General features: G+C 48.8%; 15 protein-coding genes and 2 pseudogenes. 3 read left to right on the top strand and 14 right to left on the bottom strand.

What is annotated here, in order from left to right; genetic code table 11:
• Positions 1 to 238 precede the first annotated feature (238 nt).
• The 5 genes and pseudogenes from DW965_RS06035 to DW965_RS06015 form a co-directional block, all read right to left on the bottom strand.
• On the bottom strand, positions 239 to 1,039 hold the full coding sequence (locus tag DW965_RS06035) for a histidinol-phosphatase HisJ family protein (protein WP_117800863.1): 801 nt from the start codon (positions 1,037 to 1,039) through the stop codon (positions 239 to 241).
• Positions 1,036 to 2,130: a tRNA 2-thiouridine(34) synthase MnmA gene (gene mnmA / locus DW965_RS06030; RefSeq protein ID WP_055218213.1), complete on the bottom strand. Its 1,095-nt coding sequence runs from the start codon at positions 2,128 to 2,130 to the stop codon at positions 1,036 to 1,038. The genes DW965_RS06035 and mnmA overlap by 4 nt, the downstream gene beginning before the upstream one ends.
• Positions 2,131 to 2,132: 2 nt before the next feature.
• Positions 2,133 to 2,569, bottom strand: a pseudogene (gene nifU / locus DW965_RS06025) (Fe-S cluster assembly scaffold protein NifU).
• Between the two features lie 107 nt (positions 2,570 to 2,676).
• Positions 2,677 to 3,856: pseudogene (gene nifS / locus DW965_RS06020) on the bottom strand (cysteine desulfurase NifS).
• A gap of 6 nt (positions 3,857 to 3,862) precedes the next feature.
• On the bottom strand, positions 3,863 to 4,318 hold the full coding sequence (locus tag DW965_RS06015; RefSeq protein WP_022463329.1) for an RrF2 family transcriptional regulator: 456 nt from the start codon (positions 4,316 to 4,318) through the stop codon (positions 3,863 to 3,865).
• Between the two features lie 158 nt (positions 4,319 to 4,476).
• Here DW965_RS06015 and DW965_RS06010 point away from each other — a divergent pair, with 158 nt between their 5' ends.
• Both DW965_RS06010 and DW965_RS06005 read left to right on the top strand, forming a co-directional pair.
• Positions 4,477 to 5,838, top strand: a complete 1,362-nt coding sequence (locus tag DW965_RS06010; RefSeq protein WP_055218215.1) for a polysaccharide biosynthesis protein — start codon at positions 4,477 to 4,479, stop codon at positions 5,836 to 5,838.
• A gap of 167 nt (positions 5,839 to 6,005) precedes the next feature.
• Positions 6,006 to 7,040, top strand: coding sequence for a 3-deoxy-7-phosphoheptulonate synthase (locus tag DW965_RS06005; RefSeq protein WP_022463331.1), 1,035 nt, complete (start codon positions 6,006 to 6,008; stop codon positions 7,038 to 7,040).
• Between the two features lie 98 nt (positions 7,041 to 7,138).
• Here the strand turns inward: DW965_RS06005 and xerD are convergent, their stop codons facing one another.
• From xerD to DW965_RS19790, 4 genes are all read right to left on the bottom strand, one after another.
• Positions 7,139 to 8,020, bottom strand: a complete 882-nt coding sequence (xerD, locus tag DW965_RS06000; RefSeq protein WP_117509101.1) for a site-specific tyrosine recombinase XerD — start codon at positions 8,018 to 8,020, stop codon at positions 7,139 to 7,141.
• A 111-nt stretch (positions 8,021 to 8,131) separates the two neighbouring features.
• Positions 8,132 to 8,695, bottom strand: a complete 564-nt coding sequence (locus DW965_RS05995) for a stage II sporulation protein M (RefSeq protein WP_119198145.1) — start codon at positions 8,693 to 8,695, stop codon at positions 8,132 to 8,134.
• A gap of 227 nt (positions 8,696 to 8,922) precedes the next feature.
• On the bottom strand, positions 8,923 to 9,630 hold the full coding sequence (locus tag DW965_RS19795) for a glycoside hydrolase family 3 protein (RefSeq protein WP_243036457.1): 708 nt from the start codon (positions 9,628 to 9,630) through the stop codon (positions 8,923 to 8,925).
• Between the two features lie 212 nt (positions 9,631 to 9,842).
• A complete protein-coding gene (locus tag DW965_RS19790) occupies positions 9,843 to 11,504 on the bottom strand; it encodes a glycoside hydrolase family 3 C-terminal domain-containing protein (protein WP_243036444.1) in 1,662 nt (553 codons plus the stop codon).
• 187 nt (positions 11,505 to 11,691) lie between these two features.
• On the opposite strand from DW965_RS19790, the gene DW965_RS05985 reads away from it, so the two are divergent.
• Positions 11,692 to 12,522, top strand: a complete 831-nt coding sequence (locus DW965_RS05985; protein WP_117760398.1) for a helix-turn-helix transcriptional regulator — start codon at positions 11,692 to 11,694, stop codon at positions 12,520 to 12,522.
• A 112-nt stretch (positions 12,523 to 12,634) separates the two neighbouring features.
• On the opposite strand, the gene rny is transcribed toward DW965_RS05985, so the two are convergent.
• From rny to glgA, 5 genes are all read right to left on the bottom strand, one after another.
• Positions 12,635 to 14,200, bottom strand: coding sequence for a ribonuclease Y (gene rny / locus DW965_RS05980; RefSeq protein WP_119198144.1), 1,566 nt, complete (start codon positions 14,198 to 14,200; stop codon positions 12,635 to 12,637).
• 148 nt (positions 14,201 to 14,348) lie between these two features.
• Positions 14,349 to 14,975: a regulatory protein RecX gene (locus tag DW965_RS05975; RefSeq protein ID WP_055218226.1), complete on the bottom strand. Its 627-nt coding sequence runs from the start codon at positions 14,973 to 14,975 to the stop codon at positions 14,349 to 14,351.
• Positions 14,976 to 16,043: a recombinase RecA gene (gene recA / locus DW965_RS05970; RefSeq protein ID WP_022463338.1), complete on the bottom strand. Its 1,068-nt coding sequence runs from the start codon at positions 16,041 to 16,043 to the stop codon at positions 14,976 to 14,978.
• The gene (locus DW965_RS05965) at positions 16,033 to 16,284 is read right to left on the bottom strand and encodes a hypothetical protein (RefSeq protein WP_118749858.1); all 252 of its coding nucleotides are present in this window, start codon (positions 16,282 to 16,284) and stop codon (positions 16,033 to 16,035) included. The genes recA and DW965_RS05965 overlap by 11 nt, the downstream gene beginning before the upstream one ends.
• A 39-nt stretch (positions 16,285 to 16,323) precedes the next feature.
• Positions 16,324 to 17,766, bottom strand: a complete 1,443-nt coding sequence (gene glgA / locus DW965_RS05960) for a glycogen synthase GlgA (protein ID WP_055218231.1) — start codon at positions 17,764 to 17,766, stop codon at positions 16,324 to 16,326.
• Between the last annotated feature and the right edge of the window lie 2 nt (positions 17,767 to 17,768).

The following is a 17,768-nucleotide window of genomic DNA, read 5'->3' as shown; positions in this document are numbered from 1 at the left end:
AATTTTAATTTTGAGTCTCTGTACTTTGTTAAAGAAACATCAACCTTATCTGTATAATACCTAATTTCGTCGGAAAATTCAAGTTCTATTTTCAAGAAAATACGAAATTATTTCTAAAATTTGTGAAGAAGCCGGATGCCAATCCGTATTTCTGCAAAATTTCGAAAGATCCGTCTATTGCAGAAAGAGCCGGAATCCAGCCTTTCTGGGGCTTTTTCCGGCTTTTCCTGCGTGTTTTCTATTGGATCGGCAGATATTCCGGCTTTTTCTCTTTAAACCGCACGTAGTACCGGAATCCGGCTTCCTGCGCGATAGCTGCCGCGTCCGCGAAATGAAACGCTATATGTTCCGGTTTGTGGGCATCGGCACCGAAGGTGATCTTTTCGCCGCCCAGTTCCCGGTATCTTCTGATGACATCCGGCGTCGGATTCGGCACGCCAAGGCCTGCCTTGTAGCCGCCGGTGTTGATTTCCAGCGCGATATCGTACTGAATCAGCTCTTTTAAAATGGTATCGATCTCGTCCGTAAATGCGCGGTAGCTGTAATCTTTTCCCTTTTCTCTGCAGTAGCGTACCACATAATCCAGATGACCAAGCGTCTGGAAATTGTGGAAGAACCGGATATTTTCTGCTGTAGCCCGAAAATACGCCCGGTACAGCTCTTCTGCTGTCCAGTCCGGGAAAGCATCCTCATAATAGGGGTCTTTTCCGTCAATGACATGCATGGAGCCGATCACGTAGTCGAACGGCCACGCATTTACATACTCTTCCATCCGTTCTTTTAAGTGGAGCTGCAGTCCCAGTTCCACGCCGAATCGGATATCAATTCTGTCGTGGTATTTTTCCTGCAGTTCCCGGATTTTTGCCGCATATGCCGGTGTATCGAGCTGGAACTCGCCGGTACTGTAATCCATATCGTAGTGATCCGTCAGGCAGATTGCCGGAAGTCCCAGCTCGACTGCCCGTTTTACCATCTCTTCTGTTGGTGCTTCGCTGTCACTTGAAAAGAAACTGTGCATATGACAGTCCGCTATTTTCATCTTTCGGCCTCCGTAATCGTTCCGCCTCCGCCGACACAGCCGTCCACGTAGAAGACAACAGCCTGTCCCGGTGTCGGAGCACGCACGCCGTCCGGGAAGGTACAGGTAATCTCATCTTCCCCGGTCCGTTTGATCACGCACGGGGAGCCTTTGTGCCCGTACCGGATTTTTGCGGTGCAGGAGAGCTCTTCTCCAAGTTCCAGCGGCGGAATTGCCATATAGTTTACTTTGTTTGCTTTTACTACTTTTGCGAAAACCTCTTCATTTTCGCCGACCACAACCTCGTTCGTCTCCGGACGGATTTCCAGTACGAACACGCGGTGTCCCATCGGAAGGCCGAGTCCGCGGCGCTGTCCTACGGTGTAATGGGTAATCCCCTCATGGGTACCGAGGATTTCACCCTTTGTATTCACGAAATTGCCTTTCGGTGCCACGATTCCTGTCTCGTTCTGGATAAAGGAAGCGTAATCCTGATCCGGCACGAAGCAGATTTCCTGGGAATCCTTCTTTTTTGCTACCGGAAGACCGATTTTTGCTGCAATCTCACGAATCTGATCTTTTGTGTAGTCTCCGACCGGCATCAGCGTATGCGAAAGCTGCTCCTGGGTCAGATTATACAGTGCATACGTCTGGTCTTTTGCCGCTGTTACCGAATTTGCAATCGCATACCGTCCATTGGCAAGCTGTTCGATTCTTGCATAATGTCCGGTCGCAATGTAGTCCGCTCCAATGGAAAGACTGCGCTGAAGCAACGCTTCCCATTTCACATAGCGGTTGCAGGCGATACACGGGTTCGGTGTTCTGCCGCAGAGATATTCGTTCGTGAAATAGTCCATGACGTTCTCACGGAACTCTTTTTTGAAGTTCATGACATAATACGGAATGTCCAGCACCTGTGCCACGCGCCTTGCATCATCAACAGCAGAGAGGCCGCAACAGCCCCCGTTTTCCTCCTGGACTGTCTCGGCCTCATCCTGCCAGATCTGCATGGTCACCCCGATGACATCGTATCCTGCTTTTTTCAGGAGATACGCTGCCACCGAGGAATCTACGCCGCCGGACATTCCAACGACTACTTTCTTTTTTCCCATACTTAGTATTCTTCCTCTTCCTCGCCCTCGCTGATATCAGACTTCGGTTTTGCAAGACCTCGATCTTGATGTGGTGTTTCTCTGCGTAATCCCAGAGTGCAGCGTGAATTGCTTCTTCTGCAAGCAGAGAACAGTGAACTTTGACCGGCGGAAGTCCGTCGAGTGCTTCCATAACAGCTTTGTTGGTTACTTCCAGAGCTTCCTGGATGGTTTTTCCTTTTACCAGCTCGGTTGCCATACTGCTGGTTGCAACTGCGGCGCCGCAGCCGAAGGTTTTGAATTTGCAGTCCTGAATGATGCCGTTATCGTCGATGTCAAGATACATTCTCATGATATCGCCGCATTTTGCATTTCCAACGGTACCTACACCGCTTGCGTTCTCAATTTCTCCTACATTTCTCGGATGCTGGAAATGATCCATTACTTTTTCACTGTACATTGTTATTCTTCCTCCTGAACTATTTCAAAGCAGTCCTCCTCCGGCACAGCTTTTACCTGAATTTTTCTGTACCGGCTTTCTGGATGGACTGTCTTATTTTTTTAAACTTATTTACCCTGCTGTTTTTTGATGTAATCCTCATACAGCGGGGACATGCTGCGCAGACGGTCTACGATCGCTTTAATCTGCTCTACAACAAAATCAACGTCCTCTTTTGTGATCTCCTCACTTAAAGTCAGACGTAAGGAACCGTGTGCTTTCTCGTGCGGCAGTCCGATGGCCAGCAGTACATGGGACGGATCCAGGGATCCGGAAGTACATGCAGAACCGCTGGATGCGCAGATACCTTTCATATCCAGCATGATCAGAAGGGACTCTCCCTCGATGAATTCAAAGCTGATGTTGCAGTTGTTCGGCAGACGTTTTACCGGATCGCCGTTCAGACGGCAGTTCGGAATCTCGGTTAAAATACGGTTGATCAGATAATCACGTACTTCGATTTCTTTTGCGGTACGCTCCGCCATAGTTCTTGCCGCACGCTCTGCCGCAACTCCATATCCTACGATGCCCGGTACATTTTCTGTTCCGGCACGGCGTTTTCTTTCCTGCGCACCGCCGTGTACGAAGGAGCGGATTTTCACACCCTTTCGGATGTAAAGGAAGCCGATTCCTTTCGGTCCGTTAATCTTATGACCGCTGGAACTGAGCATATCAATATTGCACTCATCCACATTGATCGGGATCTGGCCAAATGCCTGTACGGCATCTGTGTGAAATAAAATATTGTGTTCTTTTGCAATTCTTCCGATTTCCTTGATCGGCTGAATCGTTCCGATTTCGTTGTTTGCCGCCATAACGGAAATCAGAATGGTCTCAGGTGTGATGGCTGCTTCGAGTTCATCCAGATTGACAACGCCGTTCTCATCGACGCGATATAGGTGATTTTCGCACCGCGCTCTTTTTCCAGATACTCACAGGTATGAAGAATCGCATGATGCTCGATTTTTGTGGTGATGATGTGGTTTCCTTTATTTTTATATGCTTCAAAGGTAGCTTTTAACGCCCAGTTATCGGACTCGCTGCCGCCGGCTGTGAAATAAATTTCCTCCGGTTTTGCGCCGAGCACGTTTGCGATCTGCTCTCTTCCTTTGGTGATGGCTTCTTTGCTTTTCCTGCAATTGCATAAATACTGGATGGATTTCCGTAGTATTCGCTGAAATAAGGAAGCATAGCCTCGACAACTTCCGGGGCTGTTTTTGTTGTTGCCGCATTGTCCAGATAAATCATTGTTGTTCACTCCTTGTCATTTCTATCGCTGTTTCTGTTTTTCTCTAATTGCCGGCTCTGCTGAACCAGCTCTCCGAGGCTGATGGAATCCACAGCGTTCGTAATTCCCTCATTGATCCTCTGCCACACAAAACGCGTGACGCAGAAATCGGCCGCATCGCAGCCGCCCAGGCCTTCATTGACCGAGCACGTGACTGCCTCGAGTCCGCCCTCCAGCACACGGAGAACATCTCCTACCGAAATGGAATCTGCCGGTTTTGCAAGTACATATCCACCGCCTGCTCCCCGCACACTCTCAATGAATCCGGCTTTTCGAAGCGGACGCACCAGCTGCTCCAGATAGCTCTCTGAGATATTCTGGCGTTCTGAAATGCTGGCAATGGACACTGCACCCTCTTCTTCGTGACTCGCCAGATCGATCATGGCACGCAGACCATATCTTCCTTTGGTCGATAATTTCATTCCTGGTTCTCCTTTTTCCTGTGCTGTCGTTTTCCAATTCCGACAGTTTTAATCGGATTTATTTCTCACTCAGAATAGCACCTATCACGGGGTTCTGTCAAGGAGTTTTTTCGCATATTTTAGACTATCTGCGCAATGCCGTGAAAGGAGTCTATCCCATGCTGAAAATCACAAGAAAGAACACGCTTCTTCTTGGCACACTGATCCTGACCGCGTCCGGGATCATCTGCAGAATTCTTGGATTTCTCTATAGAATATTCCTGTCGCGCCGGATCGGTGCGGAAGCCTTTGGTATCTACCAGCTCGCCACACCACTCTACGCACTGATGCTCTCCCTTGGCGCAGGCGGCATGCAGACGGTGCTCTCGCGCTTTGTCGCATCGTACCTTGCCAAAAAGGATTCCAGACGGGCAAAGATCTGTCTGGCGGCCGGATGCGGCATTGTAGTGATACTTTCCTTCTCCGCCTCCATCTTTCTCTTTTTCAGCGCGGATTTTATCGGAACACGGCTTCTTTTTGAGCCGCGGACGATTCTGCTCCTCCGGATTTTATCACTCGGCATTCTCCCCTCCGGGATCCACAACTGTCTCTCGGCATGGTATCTTGGCCAGAATCAGACGGCACTGCCTTCTTTTTGCCAGCTTTTGGAACAGTTCGTGCGCATGGGCGCTTCCTACCTTGCCTGGCTTTTCTGTCTTTCCACAAGCCTCCCCTCTGCCGCTGTCGCTGCATTCGGTACTGCCGCCGGCGAACTCTTTTCGTGTCTCTTTCTGATGGCCTGCCTGTCCGTCTCGCACAGCAGGTCCCCTCAGAAACACCGCCCGATTTCTGTTTTTTTCAAAGAAAAGACCCTCTGGTACGATACCTTCCGAGAGCTTGCCGTTTTGAATCTTCCGCTTACGCTGAACCGTATTCTTCTGAATGTCCTCCACAGCATTGAAAGTGCTCTGCTCCCCGGCTGTCTGGTCACCTTCGGTCTTTCCCGGAAAGCAGCGCTCTCGCAGTATGGCATTCTCACCGGTATGGCACTTCCGATGATCTTTTTTCCATCTGCCATCACCCACGCGGTGTCCGTCATGCTTCTGCCCGGCGTAGCAAAACAGCAGGCCGACGGTACGCCGGAGCAAATATCAGACACGATCCGTTATACAATTTCTTTCTGTGTGCTGCTTGGCACTTCCGCTGTTTTTGCCTTTTTCTTTTTCGGTCCGTGGCTTGGACGTTTCCTTTTTCAAAACGAAGAAGTCGGCGTTTTTCTGCGTATCCTTTCATTTTTAAGTCCTTTTCTCTATCTGGAAACGACACTTGGAAGCATTTTAAACGGCCTTGGAAAAACTTCTCTCGTTTTTTTCCAGAACCTTGCCGGAGATGTAATTCGTATTCTTGCAATTCTTTTTCTCGTCCCGGTTTTCGGCATCCGTGGCTATCTCTATGGTATTCTTGCAAGTGAACTTACCATTATGACAATGGCACTTTTGTTCCTGCATCGGGAATCTGCAAACGGATTTGCTGTTCATTGATACCTTTTTTCTATCTTTTTTAAGAGAAACAGAATTTTCGCCGAAAAAATATCGACAATCTTCGCGTTATGTATTATAATTTATAGATAGTTTGCGACGGGGCACACAAGAACGCTCCTCTGTCCGCAGCTAGAAAAGAAGTGCATCTAAGATAAAGGAGAACGAAAATGAGCCTTGAATTTGTAAGAAAACTTCCCACCCCAACAGAGATCCGGGAACAATATCCCTTAAGCGCCCGCGCAACTGAAATCAAAAAACAGCGTGACGCTGAAATCGCAAAAGTCTTTACCGGGGATTCCGATAAATTTCTTGTTATCGTAGGACCTTGCTCCGCAGACAACGAAGACGCTGTTCTGGAGTACAATCACCGTCTGGCAAAGGTTGCTGACAAAGTATCCGACAAACTGATCATCATCCCGCGTGTGTATACCAACAAACCGCGTACCACAGGTGAAGGCTACAAAGGTATCGTTCATCAGCCAGACCCGGAAGGAAAGCCGGACCTGCTGCACGGCCTGATCGCCATGCGTAAAATGCATATGCGTGTAGTAGAAGAGACTGATCTGACTTCTGCAGACGAAATGCTGTATCCGTCCAACTGGAGCTATCTGTCCGATATTCTCTCCTATGTTGCGGTCGGCGCACGTTCCGTAGAAAACCAGGAGCACCGTCTGACTGTTTCCGGCATCGACATTCCGGCCGGCATGAAAAACCCGACCAGCGGTGATCTTTCTGTTATGATCAACTCCGTCATTGCCGCACAGGGCTCCCACTCCTTTATTTACCGTACCTGGGAGGTAAAGACAAGCGGAAATCCGCTGGCGCACACCATTCTCCGCGGTGCGACCAACAAGCACGGCAACTCCGTGCCGAACTATCACTACGAGGACATTCAGCTTCTGCTGGAGAAATACAACGAAACACATCTCGTAAACCCGGCTACCATCATCGATGCCAACCATTCCAACTCCGGAAAGAAATACGAGCAGCAGATCCGTATCGTCAAAGACGTTCTGCACACAAGACGATGCAACAAGGATATCGAAAGTCTCGTAAAAGGTGTTATGATCGAAAGCTATCTGGAGCCTGGCAATCAGAAAATCGGATGCGGAAATCATGTCTATGGTAAATCCATCACTGACCCGTGCCTTGGCTGGGATCAGACCGAACGCCTGATTTATGATATCGCTGAGGAGTGCTAAATTTTCTCAACACCCTAAAAACATCAAAAACCTTCGCTGCAGTTTTTCACCAGTCTGCGGCGGAGGTTTTTCTATCGTTTTACTTTTCTGTTCCACCTTTACTTTCTCGGATGTGCCTTCCGGTACACATCCCTGATTTTATTCACACCAAGGTGGAGATACATCTGCGTCGTCGAAATATCGGCGTGTCCCATCATCTCCTGGACACTCTTTAAGTCCGCACCGTTTTGCAGCAGATGGGTTGCAAACGAATGACGCAGGGTATGCGGCGTAATATCCGCCGTAATGCCTGCGGATTTCGCATAGGATTTCAGAATTTTCCAGAATCCCTGACGGCTCATCGGACCTCCGGAGCAGTTGACAAACAATACATCATCATCCCGTCCATGCATCAGGGCTGCGCGCGCACTCCCCAGATACTGCTCCAACGCCTTTTTCGCCGGTCCGCCGAACGGAACGATCCGCTCCTTTTCATCGCGGCAGGTGATGTAGCCCATCATAAGGTTGACATCCTGTATCTTCAAATGGATCAGCTCACTGACGCGGATACCGGTCGCATACAGCATTTCCAGCATTGCTTTGTCGCGGATCCCCTTTGGCGTGTCGGTTTTGGGCTGGCGAAGCAGCAGATCGACCTCTGCGATGGAAAGGATCTCCGGCATTTTTCGCTCAACCCTCGGTGGCTGCAACGCTTTCGACGGGTCAGATACCATTTTTCCCTCCTGACATGCATATTGGCAAAACATATGAATCGCCGCAATGCTGCGCGAGATCGTTGCCGGGGAGAAGTGTTCCCGCTCCAGATATAATAAATAAGAATTTAAAACCGTTGCATTCATCTGCTCCGGTTTTTCTATTCCGTGCTCCTTCAAAAAAACTGCCAGCTTTCGAAGATCGCGCTGATAGGAGACTTCTGTATTTTTTGACGCTTTCTTTTCCGTCTGTAGATAGTCCGTAAATGACTGTATCGTTTCCTGCATAGCTTTTTTCCTTTTTGCTTTTTTCTCCCTCTCACTGCCCGATAAAGGGTAACAATGCTTTTAATTATATACACGTTTTTTCAAAAATGCAATTCCCTTTTCCGACCGTTTTTACAGGATTTTCGCAAGAAACCACGGATTGACATAACTCTCAAGCAGAATACCCCACAGAAGCAGGATCAGTGCAAAGAAGTAGCGCACGCCGAAGCAAAAATATTCCTTTTTCTGTATGCCGCCGGCAAGGTGATTCGTCTCTGCCATCCGGCTGCACGCAGCAGCCATCAGAAATAACGCGGCAAGGTAGAGGAAAATCTGCGGAAAAAGAGCCAGAAAAAAGAATAAAAGACCTGCCATTCCGTTCTGCAGATAGGCAGCCGAGAGAAAGACGCCACACAGAAAACCATATGCCCAAACGGCAGCAGTGGCAAAATACGCACCGATTGCCGTCAATCCAAAGAGAAGTCCCGCAAATGCCGGTGCTAACCGTACCTTTAGAAGATAGGAAAAGCAGGCCTTTGCGGAAATTTTTCTTCCAAAAAACGCCTCCGCCTGAAAGAGGCGGACGCTATTTCCCTCCTTCATTCCCGTGTGGGATGCCGCAAGCAGCAGCAGTACACCGAGAGTCATACCGGCCGCAAACCAGAGGGCAAAAAAAACGAATATATGCATTCTCATCCCGTTCTCTCATTTGCTTTTTGCGCCTCCTTATTTTCTGCCTTACTGTCAATGTATTCACGGTTCATAGACAATATACGTAAAAGAAGTGCCTGCTCCGCAGACCCCCATCTGCGAATGGCACTTCTTTCCTCTTTTCAGGGTCCCCCAATGTCTCACGCACCGAAATGTCCGTTCATTTCAAACCCTGCTTTTTGTATATCCCCATAAGATATTTTTCACTTCTTTTATTTCACGACAAGATAGGTATCCAGATCATCGAACTGATCAAGGTAGCTGACTGCGCCCTCGTACATATTGGACTGCAGTACGATATTTACCGTGTTATAGATGCAGCGTTTCAGTTCTGCCATCGTCAGAGTTCCATCTGCAAGTTCTTTTTTGATGTTCTCGTGATCCTCCGGCAGACCCGGCATTACCATGTCATTTCCGGCTCTCATGCAGCCCGCTGCCGTACACTCGCCCTGGATCTGTACGTTGGTGGTTGTCCAGTCGGTCATGATAGCTCCTGCAAATCCCCACTCATCTCTCGCTGCTTTCGTGCAGGTATCGTAGCAGTTTGCAGCGTGCACACCATTGATCAGGTTGTAAGATGTCATAATGGACATCGGCTGTGCATCTTTGACTGCGATTTCAAAGCCTTTCAGATAGATCTCACGCAGTGCACGCTCGGACAGGATGGAATCGGAGCCCATACGGTTATCCTCCTGATTGTTGCATGCGAAGTGTTTGATCGTGGTTCCGCAGCCCGGTACCTTCTGTACACCGAGCGTCATAGCAGCCGCCATCATACCGGCAAGCAGCGGATCCTCGGAATAATATTCAAAGTTTCTTCCGCAGAGCGGATTTCTGTGGATGTTCATGCCAGGTGCCAGCCACAGTGTTACGTTGAACAGCTCCATCTCATGGCCGATCATCTCGCCGACTCTCTTGATCAGTTCTACATCCCAGCTCTGTGCCAGAAGTGTTCCAACCGGAATTGCGGTACAGAACTGATAATAGGTTGTTCCGCGTTTTTCCTGCGGTTTGCTGAAGAATCCGCCTTCCAGTGCCGCCAGGAAATCGCTCGCTACGATCTCTCCGTTGTCTACCTGGTATTCTCTCTTCAGACGAAGACCTGCAGGTCCGTCGACCAGAGCAATCGTGGTTACATTCCACGGCTCCTCCGAAGCACACGGGGATGTCTCCGCTGCTGCTCCCGGAACAGAAATTCCTGCGGAGCCAAGCGCGTTGCCCTGTGCTCTTCCCGGATCACCGGTTGCAAGGAGTGCCAGCTGATCCACAGAAAGGGATTCCACAATCTTTCCTGCTTTTCCAGGAAGCTCTTCCGGTACCGCTGGTAATCTACTTTCTCAGTTGGGATCTCAGATGCTTTAAGCTCGATCACGCTCATTCTCTTTTCTTTTACTTCCTTCTGCCATACAGCCTCTCTTGCCTGAACTTTTTCTGCATCAGGAACAATCTCATTCAATTCCTCTTTCAGCGGGCAGATATTTTCACACGCTGTCATGACTGCTTTCTCGTCCAGCTCCAGCGCGCCGGAGAGAACAGATGTATTCAGATCATTTCCAATCCAGATACCATACATGCCCGGCTCCAGAATCCAGGATGCGCTTTCCTCCTCATAGGAAGTCAGCTGATACAGCGGGAAGGTGATGGTCATGGTCTGGGATTCCTTCGGAGCCAGCAGTTTTGTTTTTCCAAAGCCTGCCAGACGGCGGAACTCTTTCACCAGTCTGCCCTGCGGGCAGGAAGCGTAGATCTGTACAACTTCTTTTCCTGCATAAGTATCGCCGGTGTTGGTGACGGTAACAGTCACGCTTACTTTCGGATTCATCATACCGCGGCCGCTTACTTTGATGTCATCGGTTCTGATCTCGAAATCGGTGTAGGACATACCGTAACCGAAGGAGTAACGGACTGGTACTTCAAAGGTATCGAAGTAACGGTATCCAACGAAGATACCCTCTTCGTATTTTTCTTTCATGAGGTCGCCGCTCTTGTAGCTGTAAACCTCTGCACCCGGATAATCATAGTAATCTTTTGCCCAGGTATCTGTCATTTTTCCGGATGGGGTTACATCGCCGCTTACAACATCAGCAAATGCATTTCCGCCTTCCTGGCCTGCCTGTACGTACTGTAAAATAGAGCGGATATTGTCAAATTCTTCTACGAATGCCAGATCCATCAGGCCGCCGGTGTTGATAACAAGAACAACGTTTTTATAGCATCTGGAAACCTGTGCCAGAATAGCTTTCTCTTCTTTGGAGATAAAGTAGTCACCCTCCGTATCAAAACGGTCTTTGTTCTCTCCTGCGATACGTGCCAGAACGAAGAATGCGGTGTCTGCACCGTCGGCTGCTGCTTTCTCTTCATCGATTGGGTTTCCGGATGGCATAAAGAACGGGGTTGCAGAGTACGCATCAAAGAATTTTGTGTCGTCTCCGTTCAATTTTGTGAAAATCTCATTTTTCCAGTCCAGTCTTGCCTGTACGTAGAGTTTATCGTAATCCTCCAGCCATTCACTGCTTGTTACGTCGTAGCCTGCATTTTTCATGCCCTGGAAAATATTAACGCTGTCACGCTCATTGACATCGCCGGAACCGGTGCCTCCTTTGATGGTGCGGATCGCACCTGCTCCGTAAAGACCTACCTTGCTGCCCTTTGCCAGCGGCAGGAAATGATCTTTGTTTTCCAGAAGAACGAATCCCTCTGCTGCTGCCTCGCGGGCAAGTTTGCGGTGATCTGTTTCACGCTGGGTTACTTCCGGAGATGTAGTTCCGTTAAAGGTTCTTACCTTTGCTTTCATGTCTTTGTTCCTCCCAAACTTTGTTTCGTACTAATGTCTCCATTATCTTCCCTTTTTCGTGTAACTTCTAGTTCCTTTCTTGTCCTTTCTCTGGTTGATATTGATATTTCGCCCAATTTCTGGTACAATATTCTTATCTTTTTTGATTATAATTGATGTATATTTCTATCACATCCTGGAGGTACTTATGGAATCCTGCTTTTACGAAACAATACACGAAACCGATCTGCTGCACGTCCGTTTTGAGCTGCAGGATGCGCCCGCTTTTGTTTTTCCGGCGCACTGGCACGAATATGTGGAAATTCTCTATCTGATCAGGGGACAGTTTTCCGCGATTGTCCAGGCAACGGAGTATCGGTTAAACGAGGGCGATCTGATTATCATCAACTCCGGCGACCTCCATATGACGCGCTCCAACACCTGTACATATCTTCTGCTGCAGATTTCCGCAAGCCAGATGCGCCAATATCTGCCGGACTTTGATACGATGCGTTTCGACACGATCATTCCCTACTCGGAACAGCCGGCTCCGCTCCGCGCACTGCTCTCGGAGATGAACGAGATCCGGCAGAATCCTTCCGATTCATACCAGCTTCTCTTTACCTCACGACTGTACGAATTTCTGTACCATCTCTGCCGGTCGTATTCCCACCAGATCCCTTCGGCATCCCTCACGGGTTCACAGCGCGATCTGCAGCGCGTGACACACGTTATGAACTGGGTGAAAGTGCATTACCCGGAACCGTTAAGCCTCGAAACAGCCGCGGATTCCCTGGCGCTCTCGAAGGAGTATTTCTGCCGGCTCTTTAAAAAGTATACCGGACAGACCTTTCTCGAATATCTGAACGATGTGCGCACGATGCACCTGTACGAAGATTTACAGAATTCCGACGAAACGATCACGGTACTGATGGAGAAAAACGGGCTGTCGAATTACAAAATTTTTATGCGGACCTTCAAAAAGCTGTATGGCTCTACACCTCAGAAAATGCGCTCGAACCGGATACGGCACGTATAAATTCTTTTGAAACTTACTGTTCTTATACACACTGAAAAGGCTGTGGAACATGATTGCTCATGTCCACAGCCTCTTTTTGATTTCGTTATTAAATTATTTCGTAGAAAGTCTTTTATTTCGCGTAATCCGTTACACGGCTCTCGCGGATAACATTGACCTTGATCTGTCCCGGGTATTCCAGTTCAGCTTCGATCTGTTTCGAGATATCCCTTGCGAGCAGTACCATTTCAGAATCGGATACCTGCTCAGGAACAACCATGATGCGGACTTCTCTACCAGCCTGAATAGCAAAAGATTTTTCGACACCCTTGAACGAATTCGTGATGTCTTCCAACTGTTTTAATCTGTTGGTATATGTTTCGAGTGTTTCTCTTCTTGCACCCGGTCTTGCTGCGGAAATTGCATCCGCTGCCTGAACGATACATGCAATCAGAGACTGGGGCTCTACATCCCCGTGATGTGATTCTACTGTGTTGATCACAATCTGAGATTCTTTGTACTTTTTGCAGAGATCTGCACCGATCTGAATGTGAGATCCTTCTACCTCATGGTCGATGGATTTACCGATATCATGAAGCAGTCCGGCACGTTTTGCCATGCGGACATCGCATCCTACCTCTCCTGCGAGGAGACCGGAAAGCTGTGCTACCTCGATCGAATGCTTTAATGCATTCTGTCCGTAGCTGGAACGGAATTTCATTCTTCCAAGGAGACGGATCAGCTCCGGATGAAGTCCGTGTACACCGACTTCCAGTGCGGCTGCCTCGCCTTCCTCGCGAATATTCTGTTCTACTTCTTTGCGGGCCTTTTCTACCATCTCTTCGATGCGGGCCGGATGGATTCTTCCGTCTACGATCAGTTTTTCCAGAGCAATTCTTGCCACCTCACGGCGAATCGGATCGAATGAGGAAAGAACGACGGCTTCCGGTGTATCGTCGATGATCAGATCTACACCTGTCATGGTTTCGAGGGTACGGATGTTTCGTCCTTCACGGCCGATGATACGGCCTTTCATCTCATCGCTTGGAAGCTGTACAACAGAAATTGTACTTTCGGATACATGGTCAACGGCACATTTCTGAATCGCTGTTACCACATACTCTTTTGCCTTGCGGCCTGCTTCTTCTTTCGCTCTGCTCTCCAGCTCTTTGTAGAGCTTTGCTGTGTCGATTTTTACTTCGTCTTCCACAGATTTTAACAGATACTCTTTTGCTTCCTCGGAGGTAAAACCGGAAATTCTTTCCAGTTCCTGTACTCCTTTTTCGTGTAGACCGTCTACTTCCTTTTCTTTCCTTCTGACGCTTGCCTCTTTTGCTGCAATTTCGTTTTCACGACGCTCCAATACGTCCGCTTTTTTATCTACAGATTCTTCTTTCGATAAAACGCGCTTCTCATATTTCTGCAGTTCCGCTCTGCGCTCTCGGGTCTCTTTTTCTACTTCATTCTTCGTACGAAGAGACTCCTCCTTCGCCTCCAGCAGGGCTTCCCGTTTCTTAGTTTCGGCAGTTTTCAGTGCTTCATCTATGATGTTTCTCGCCTTTTCTTCCGCTGTGCCAATTTTTTCAGCATCCTGCTTGATTTTATTGTCCACAGCAATTTTCCTGGTAACAGGAACCGCAATAAGCAGCGTGACTACTACAGCAATGAATACCAGCAGAATTGTAATACCTGTACTCATTACCGGAGCACCTCCTTATTTAGTTTTCATTGCACATTTACAACACTACAATTTTATACTGTTTTCACAAATTTGTCAATGTTTTAAAAATATTCATGTAATTTATTGCACATAATTTCGCGGCATGTGGCGGAATCGCCGGGAATATTCAGGATTCTTCGTCAGCGGAATCTTGGTATTCTTCCAGTGCCCGACGGATTTCGGAACTGCCGAATCCCTTCCGCGTCAGAAAACCGGCGGCACGGCGGTACTCTTTTTCATCCAGCCGGTGCGGCGTGCCGAGCTTTGCGAAGGCGGCACTTTTTGCAAGTTCATACTCATCGCGGGCATCCTCCTGCTCTTCCAGGACGGATTCCACCAGTTCCCGGTCCACGCCTTTCTGTGCCAGCGCATAGAGGACTGCCTTTTTCCCTTTTTTCGCACCGCTGCCCGCAAGATACTGCTCCACGTATGCGCGGTCGTCGATATAGTGAAAGCTCTCCACGTACGAGACAGCCTCTTCAATGGCTCTCTCGGGATAGCCGTCTTTTCGTAACTTATCTTCCAGCTCTTTTTTCGTCCGCATCTGTCCGAGCAGCAGATACATCGCGCGGTGTTTGGCCCTTTTAGTCAGCACTTCCCCTGCCAGCTTTTCGTAAACCTCATCGGGAAGCTCCTCCTGCTCTTTGATGCGGGAAGCGCGGATTTCCCCGTTATAAAGAACCAGATCCTCTCCGTCATCGAAGAGGATCCGTGATTTCTTTTTATTCAGAGGACGAATCTCTGTCACAAACATTTATTCGTCGTCTCCTTCGGTTTCCGGAACTGCTGCTGTTTCTTCTGTGCCTTCCGGCGCTTCTTCCTTGATCAGGCCGTAAGCCACGCGCACTTTGTGCTCGATCTCATCCATGATTTCCGGATGCTCGCGCAGGTATGCTTTCGCATTTTCGCGTCCCTGGCCGATCTTGTCGCCGCCGTATGCGAACCATGCGCCGCTCTTCTGTACGATGCCGACGGAAGCTGCCAGATCCAGAACGTCTCCTTCTTTGGAGATTCCTTTTCCGAACATGATATCAAATTCTGCCTCGCGGAACGGCGGAGCTACTTTGTTTTTCACGACTTTGATTCTGGTACGGTTTCCGACCATCTCTCCGCCCTGCTTTAAGGCTTCGATTCTTCTGACATCGAGACGGATGGAAGAATAGAATTTCAGTGCACGGCCGCCGGTTGTGGTCTCCGGATTTCCGAACATGACACCGACTTTTTCACGCAGCTGGTTGATAAAGATAACAATACAATTGGATTTGCTGATCGCTGCAGTCAGTTTCCGGAGTGCCTGAGACATCAGACGCGCCTGAAGTCCGACGTGGGAATCTCCCATGTCGCCGTCGATCTCGGCTTTTGGAACGAGTGCTGCAACAGAGTCCACGATGATGATGTCTACCGCACCGGAACGGACCATCGTCTCGGTGATCTCAAGTGCCTGCTCGCCGTTGTCCGGCTGTGAGATATAGAGGTTTTCAATATCAACACCGATGTTTTTGGCATAGGCCGGATCGAGCGCATGCTCTGCATCGATGAAGCCGGCGATTCCGCCGCGTTTCTGTACTTCGGCTACCATGTGGAGCGCTACGGTTGTTTTACCGGAAGACTCCGGTCCATATACCTCGATGATTCTTCCCTTCGGCACACCGCCAAGACCGAGTGCGATATCCAGGCTTAAAGAGCCGGTCGGGATGGTTTCCACGTTCATGTTTGCTGCGGAATCTCCGAGCTTCATGACAGCTCCTTTTCCGTACTGTTTTTCAATCTGTCCAAGTGCGGCATCGAGTGCACGCAGTTTATCTTCGTTATTATTTCCCATACTGAATATTCTCCTTACCATGCGAACGTCCGTTCGCTTCTGTATCCATACTATTACAAATCTGCTTTGTTGTCAACTGTTTTTCTTTTTTTCCTGTGTCTTTTTTCAGCCCCCAAATCCTCTGCACCGGAGCTGCTTCGAATATATCCTTATGCACAAGTGTAGCATATTCCACTCTCCTGCCGCAACCCAAAAATACTGCAAAAAATCCCGAAACGGCTTTTCTTTCCTCTTCTGCCATTTCGGGATTTTTTTCTTATTTTTCAGAATGCAGACCAGCTTATCCGATCAGCCAGTTGTACATTTCCTCGTACTGTTTTGCGGAATTCGCCCAGGAGAAATCCTGTGCCATTGCGCGGTCGATCATCTTGTTCCACTCGCGTTTTTTGTCGTAATAGATGCGCTCTGCGTACCGCACGGTACCCATCATCTCATGCGCATTGTAGTTTGTGAAGCTGAATCCAGTTCCTGTTCCCTCGTACTCATTGTACGGCTCTACGGTGTCTTTGAGGCCGCCGGTCTCGCGGACAATCGGAAGGGTTCCGTAGCGGAGGCTCATGAGCTGGGAGAGTCCGCATGGCTCAAACAGGGACGGCATCAGGAAGGCATCGCAGGATGCATAGATCTTGTGTGACATTGCATCGGAATAGTAGATGTTTGCCGAAACCTTCTTGTCGTATTTCCATGCGAAGTGGCGGAACATGTTCTCGTAGCGCTCCTCGCCGGTTCCAAGGATCACAAACTGTACGGCATCCTGGCACATCTCATCCATCATATAGCTGATGAGGTCGAAGCCCTTCTGATCGGTCAGACGGGATACGATACCGATCATCATCGTCTTCGGATTGACCTCGAGTCCTAACTCCTCCTGCAGTGCCAGTTTATTTTTCACTTTCTCTTTACGGAAGTTCTTTACATTGAAATTCTTTGCAATCTGAGCGTCTGTCTCCGGGTTCCACTCATTGTAGTCGAGTCCGTTTACAATACCGCGCAGATCGTTTGCTCTTGCACACATCAGACCGTCGAGTCCTTCGCCATAGAACGGGGTCTGAATCTCCTGCGCGTATGTATTGCTGACGGTGGTGATCGCATCTGCGTAAACCAGACCGCCCTTCAAGTAGCTGGCATCGTGTTTGAACTCCAGCTTATCCGGTGTGAAGTAGTAGTCGGAAAGGCCGGTAATGCTCTGAATCGTCTTGCGGTCCCAGATGCCCTGGAATTTCAGGTTGTGGATCGTCATGACGGTTTTGATTCCCCGATAGAATTCATCTGCCTGGAAACGCTCGTGCAGGTAAACCGGAACAAGACCGGTCTGCCAGTCGTGGCAGTGGATGAGATCCGGGCGGAAGCCGATGGTCGGTAAAATGGAAAGCGCTGCTTTACTGAAGTAAGCAAATTTTTCCAGATCCCACGGCATGCCCGCATATGGAGTGCTTCCTCCGAAATGCTCCTCGTTGTCGATAAAGTAGAATTTGATGCCTTCATATTCCATCTCGAAAATGCCGACATACTGCTGTCTCCAGTTCAGATCCATGTAGAAGTTTGTCACATACTGCATCTGATTTCTAAACTGTTCTTTGATTCCTGCGTATTTTGGAATCACCACGCGCACATCAAAATACTCTTTCGGGAAGTATTTCGGCAGAGAACCTACTACATCCGCCAGACCGCCTGTTTTGATGAACGGTACACACTCTGAAGCCACGAACAAAATATTTTTCATGA

Origin of the sequence: Blautia sp. AM47-4, assembly GCF_003479865.1 — a bacterium.
GTDB lineage: Bacteria > Bacillota > Clostridia > Lachnospirales > Lachnospiraceae > Fusicatenibacter > Fusicatenibacter saccharivorans.
This window is presented reverse-complemented; position numbering and strand designations above follow the sequence as displayed.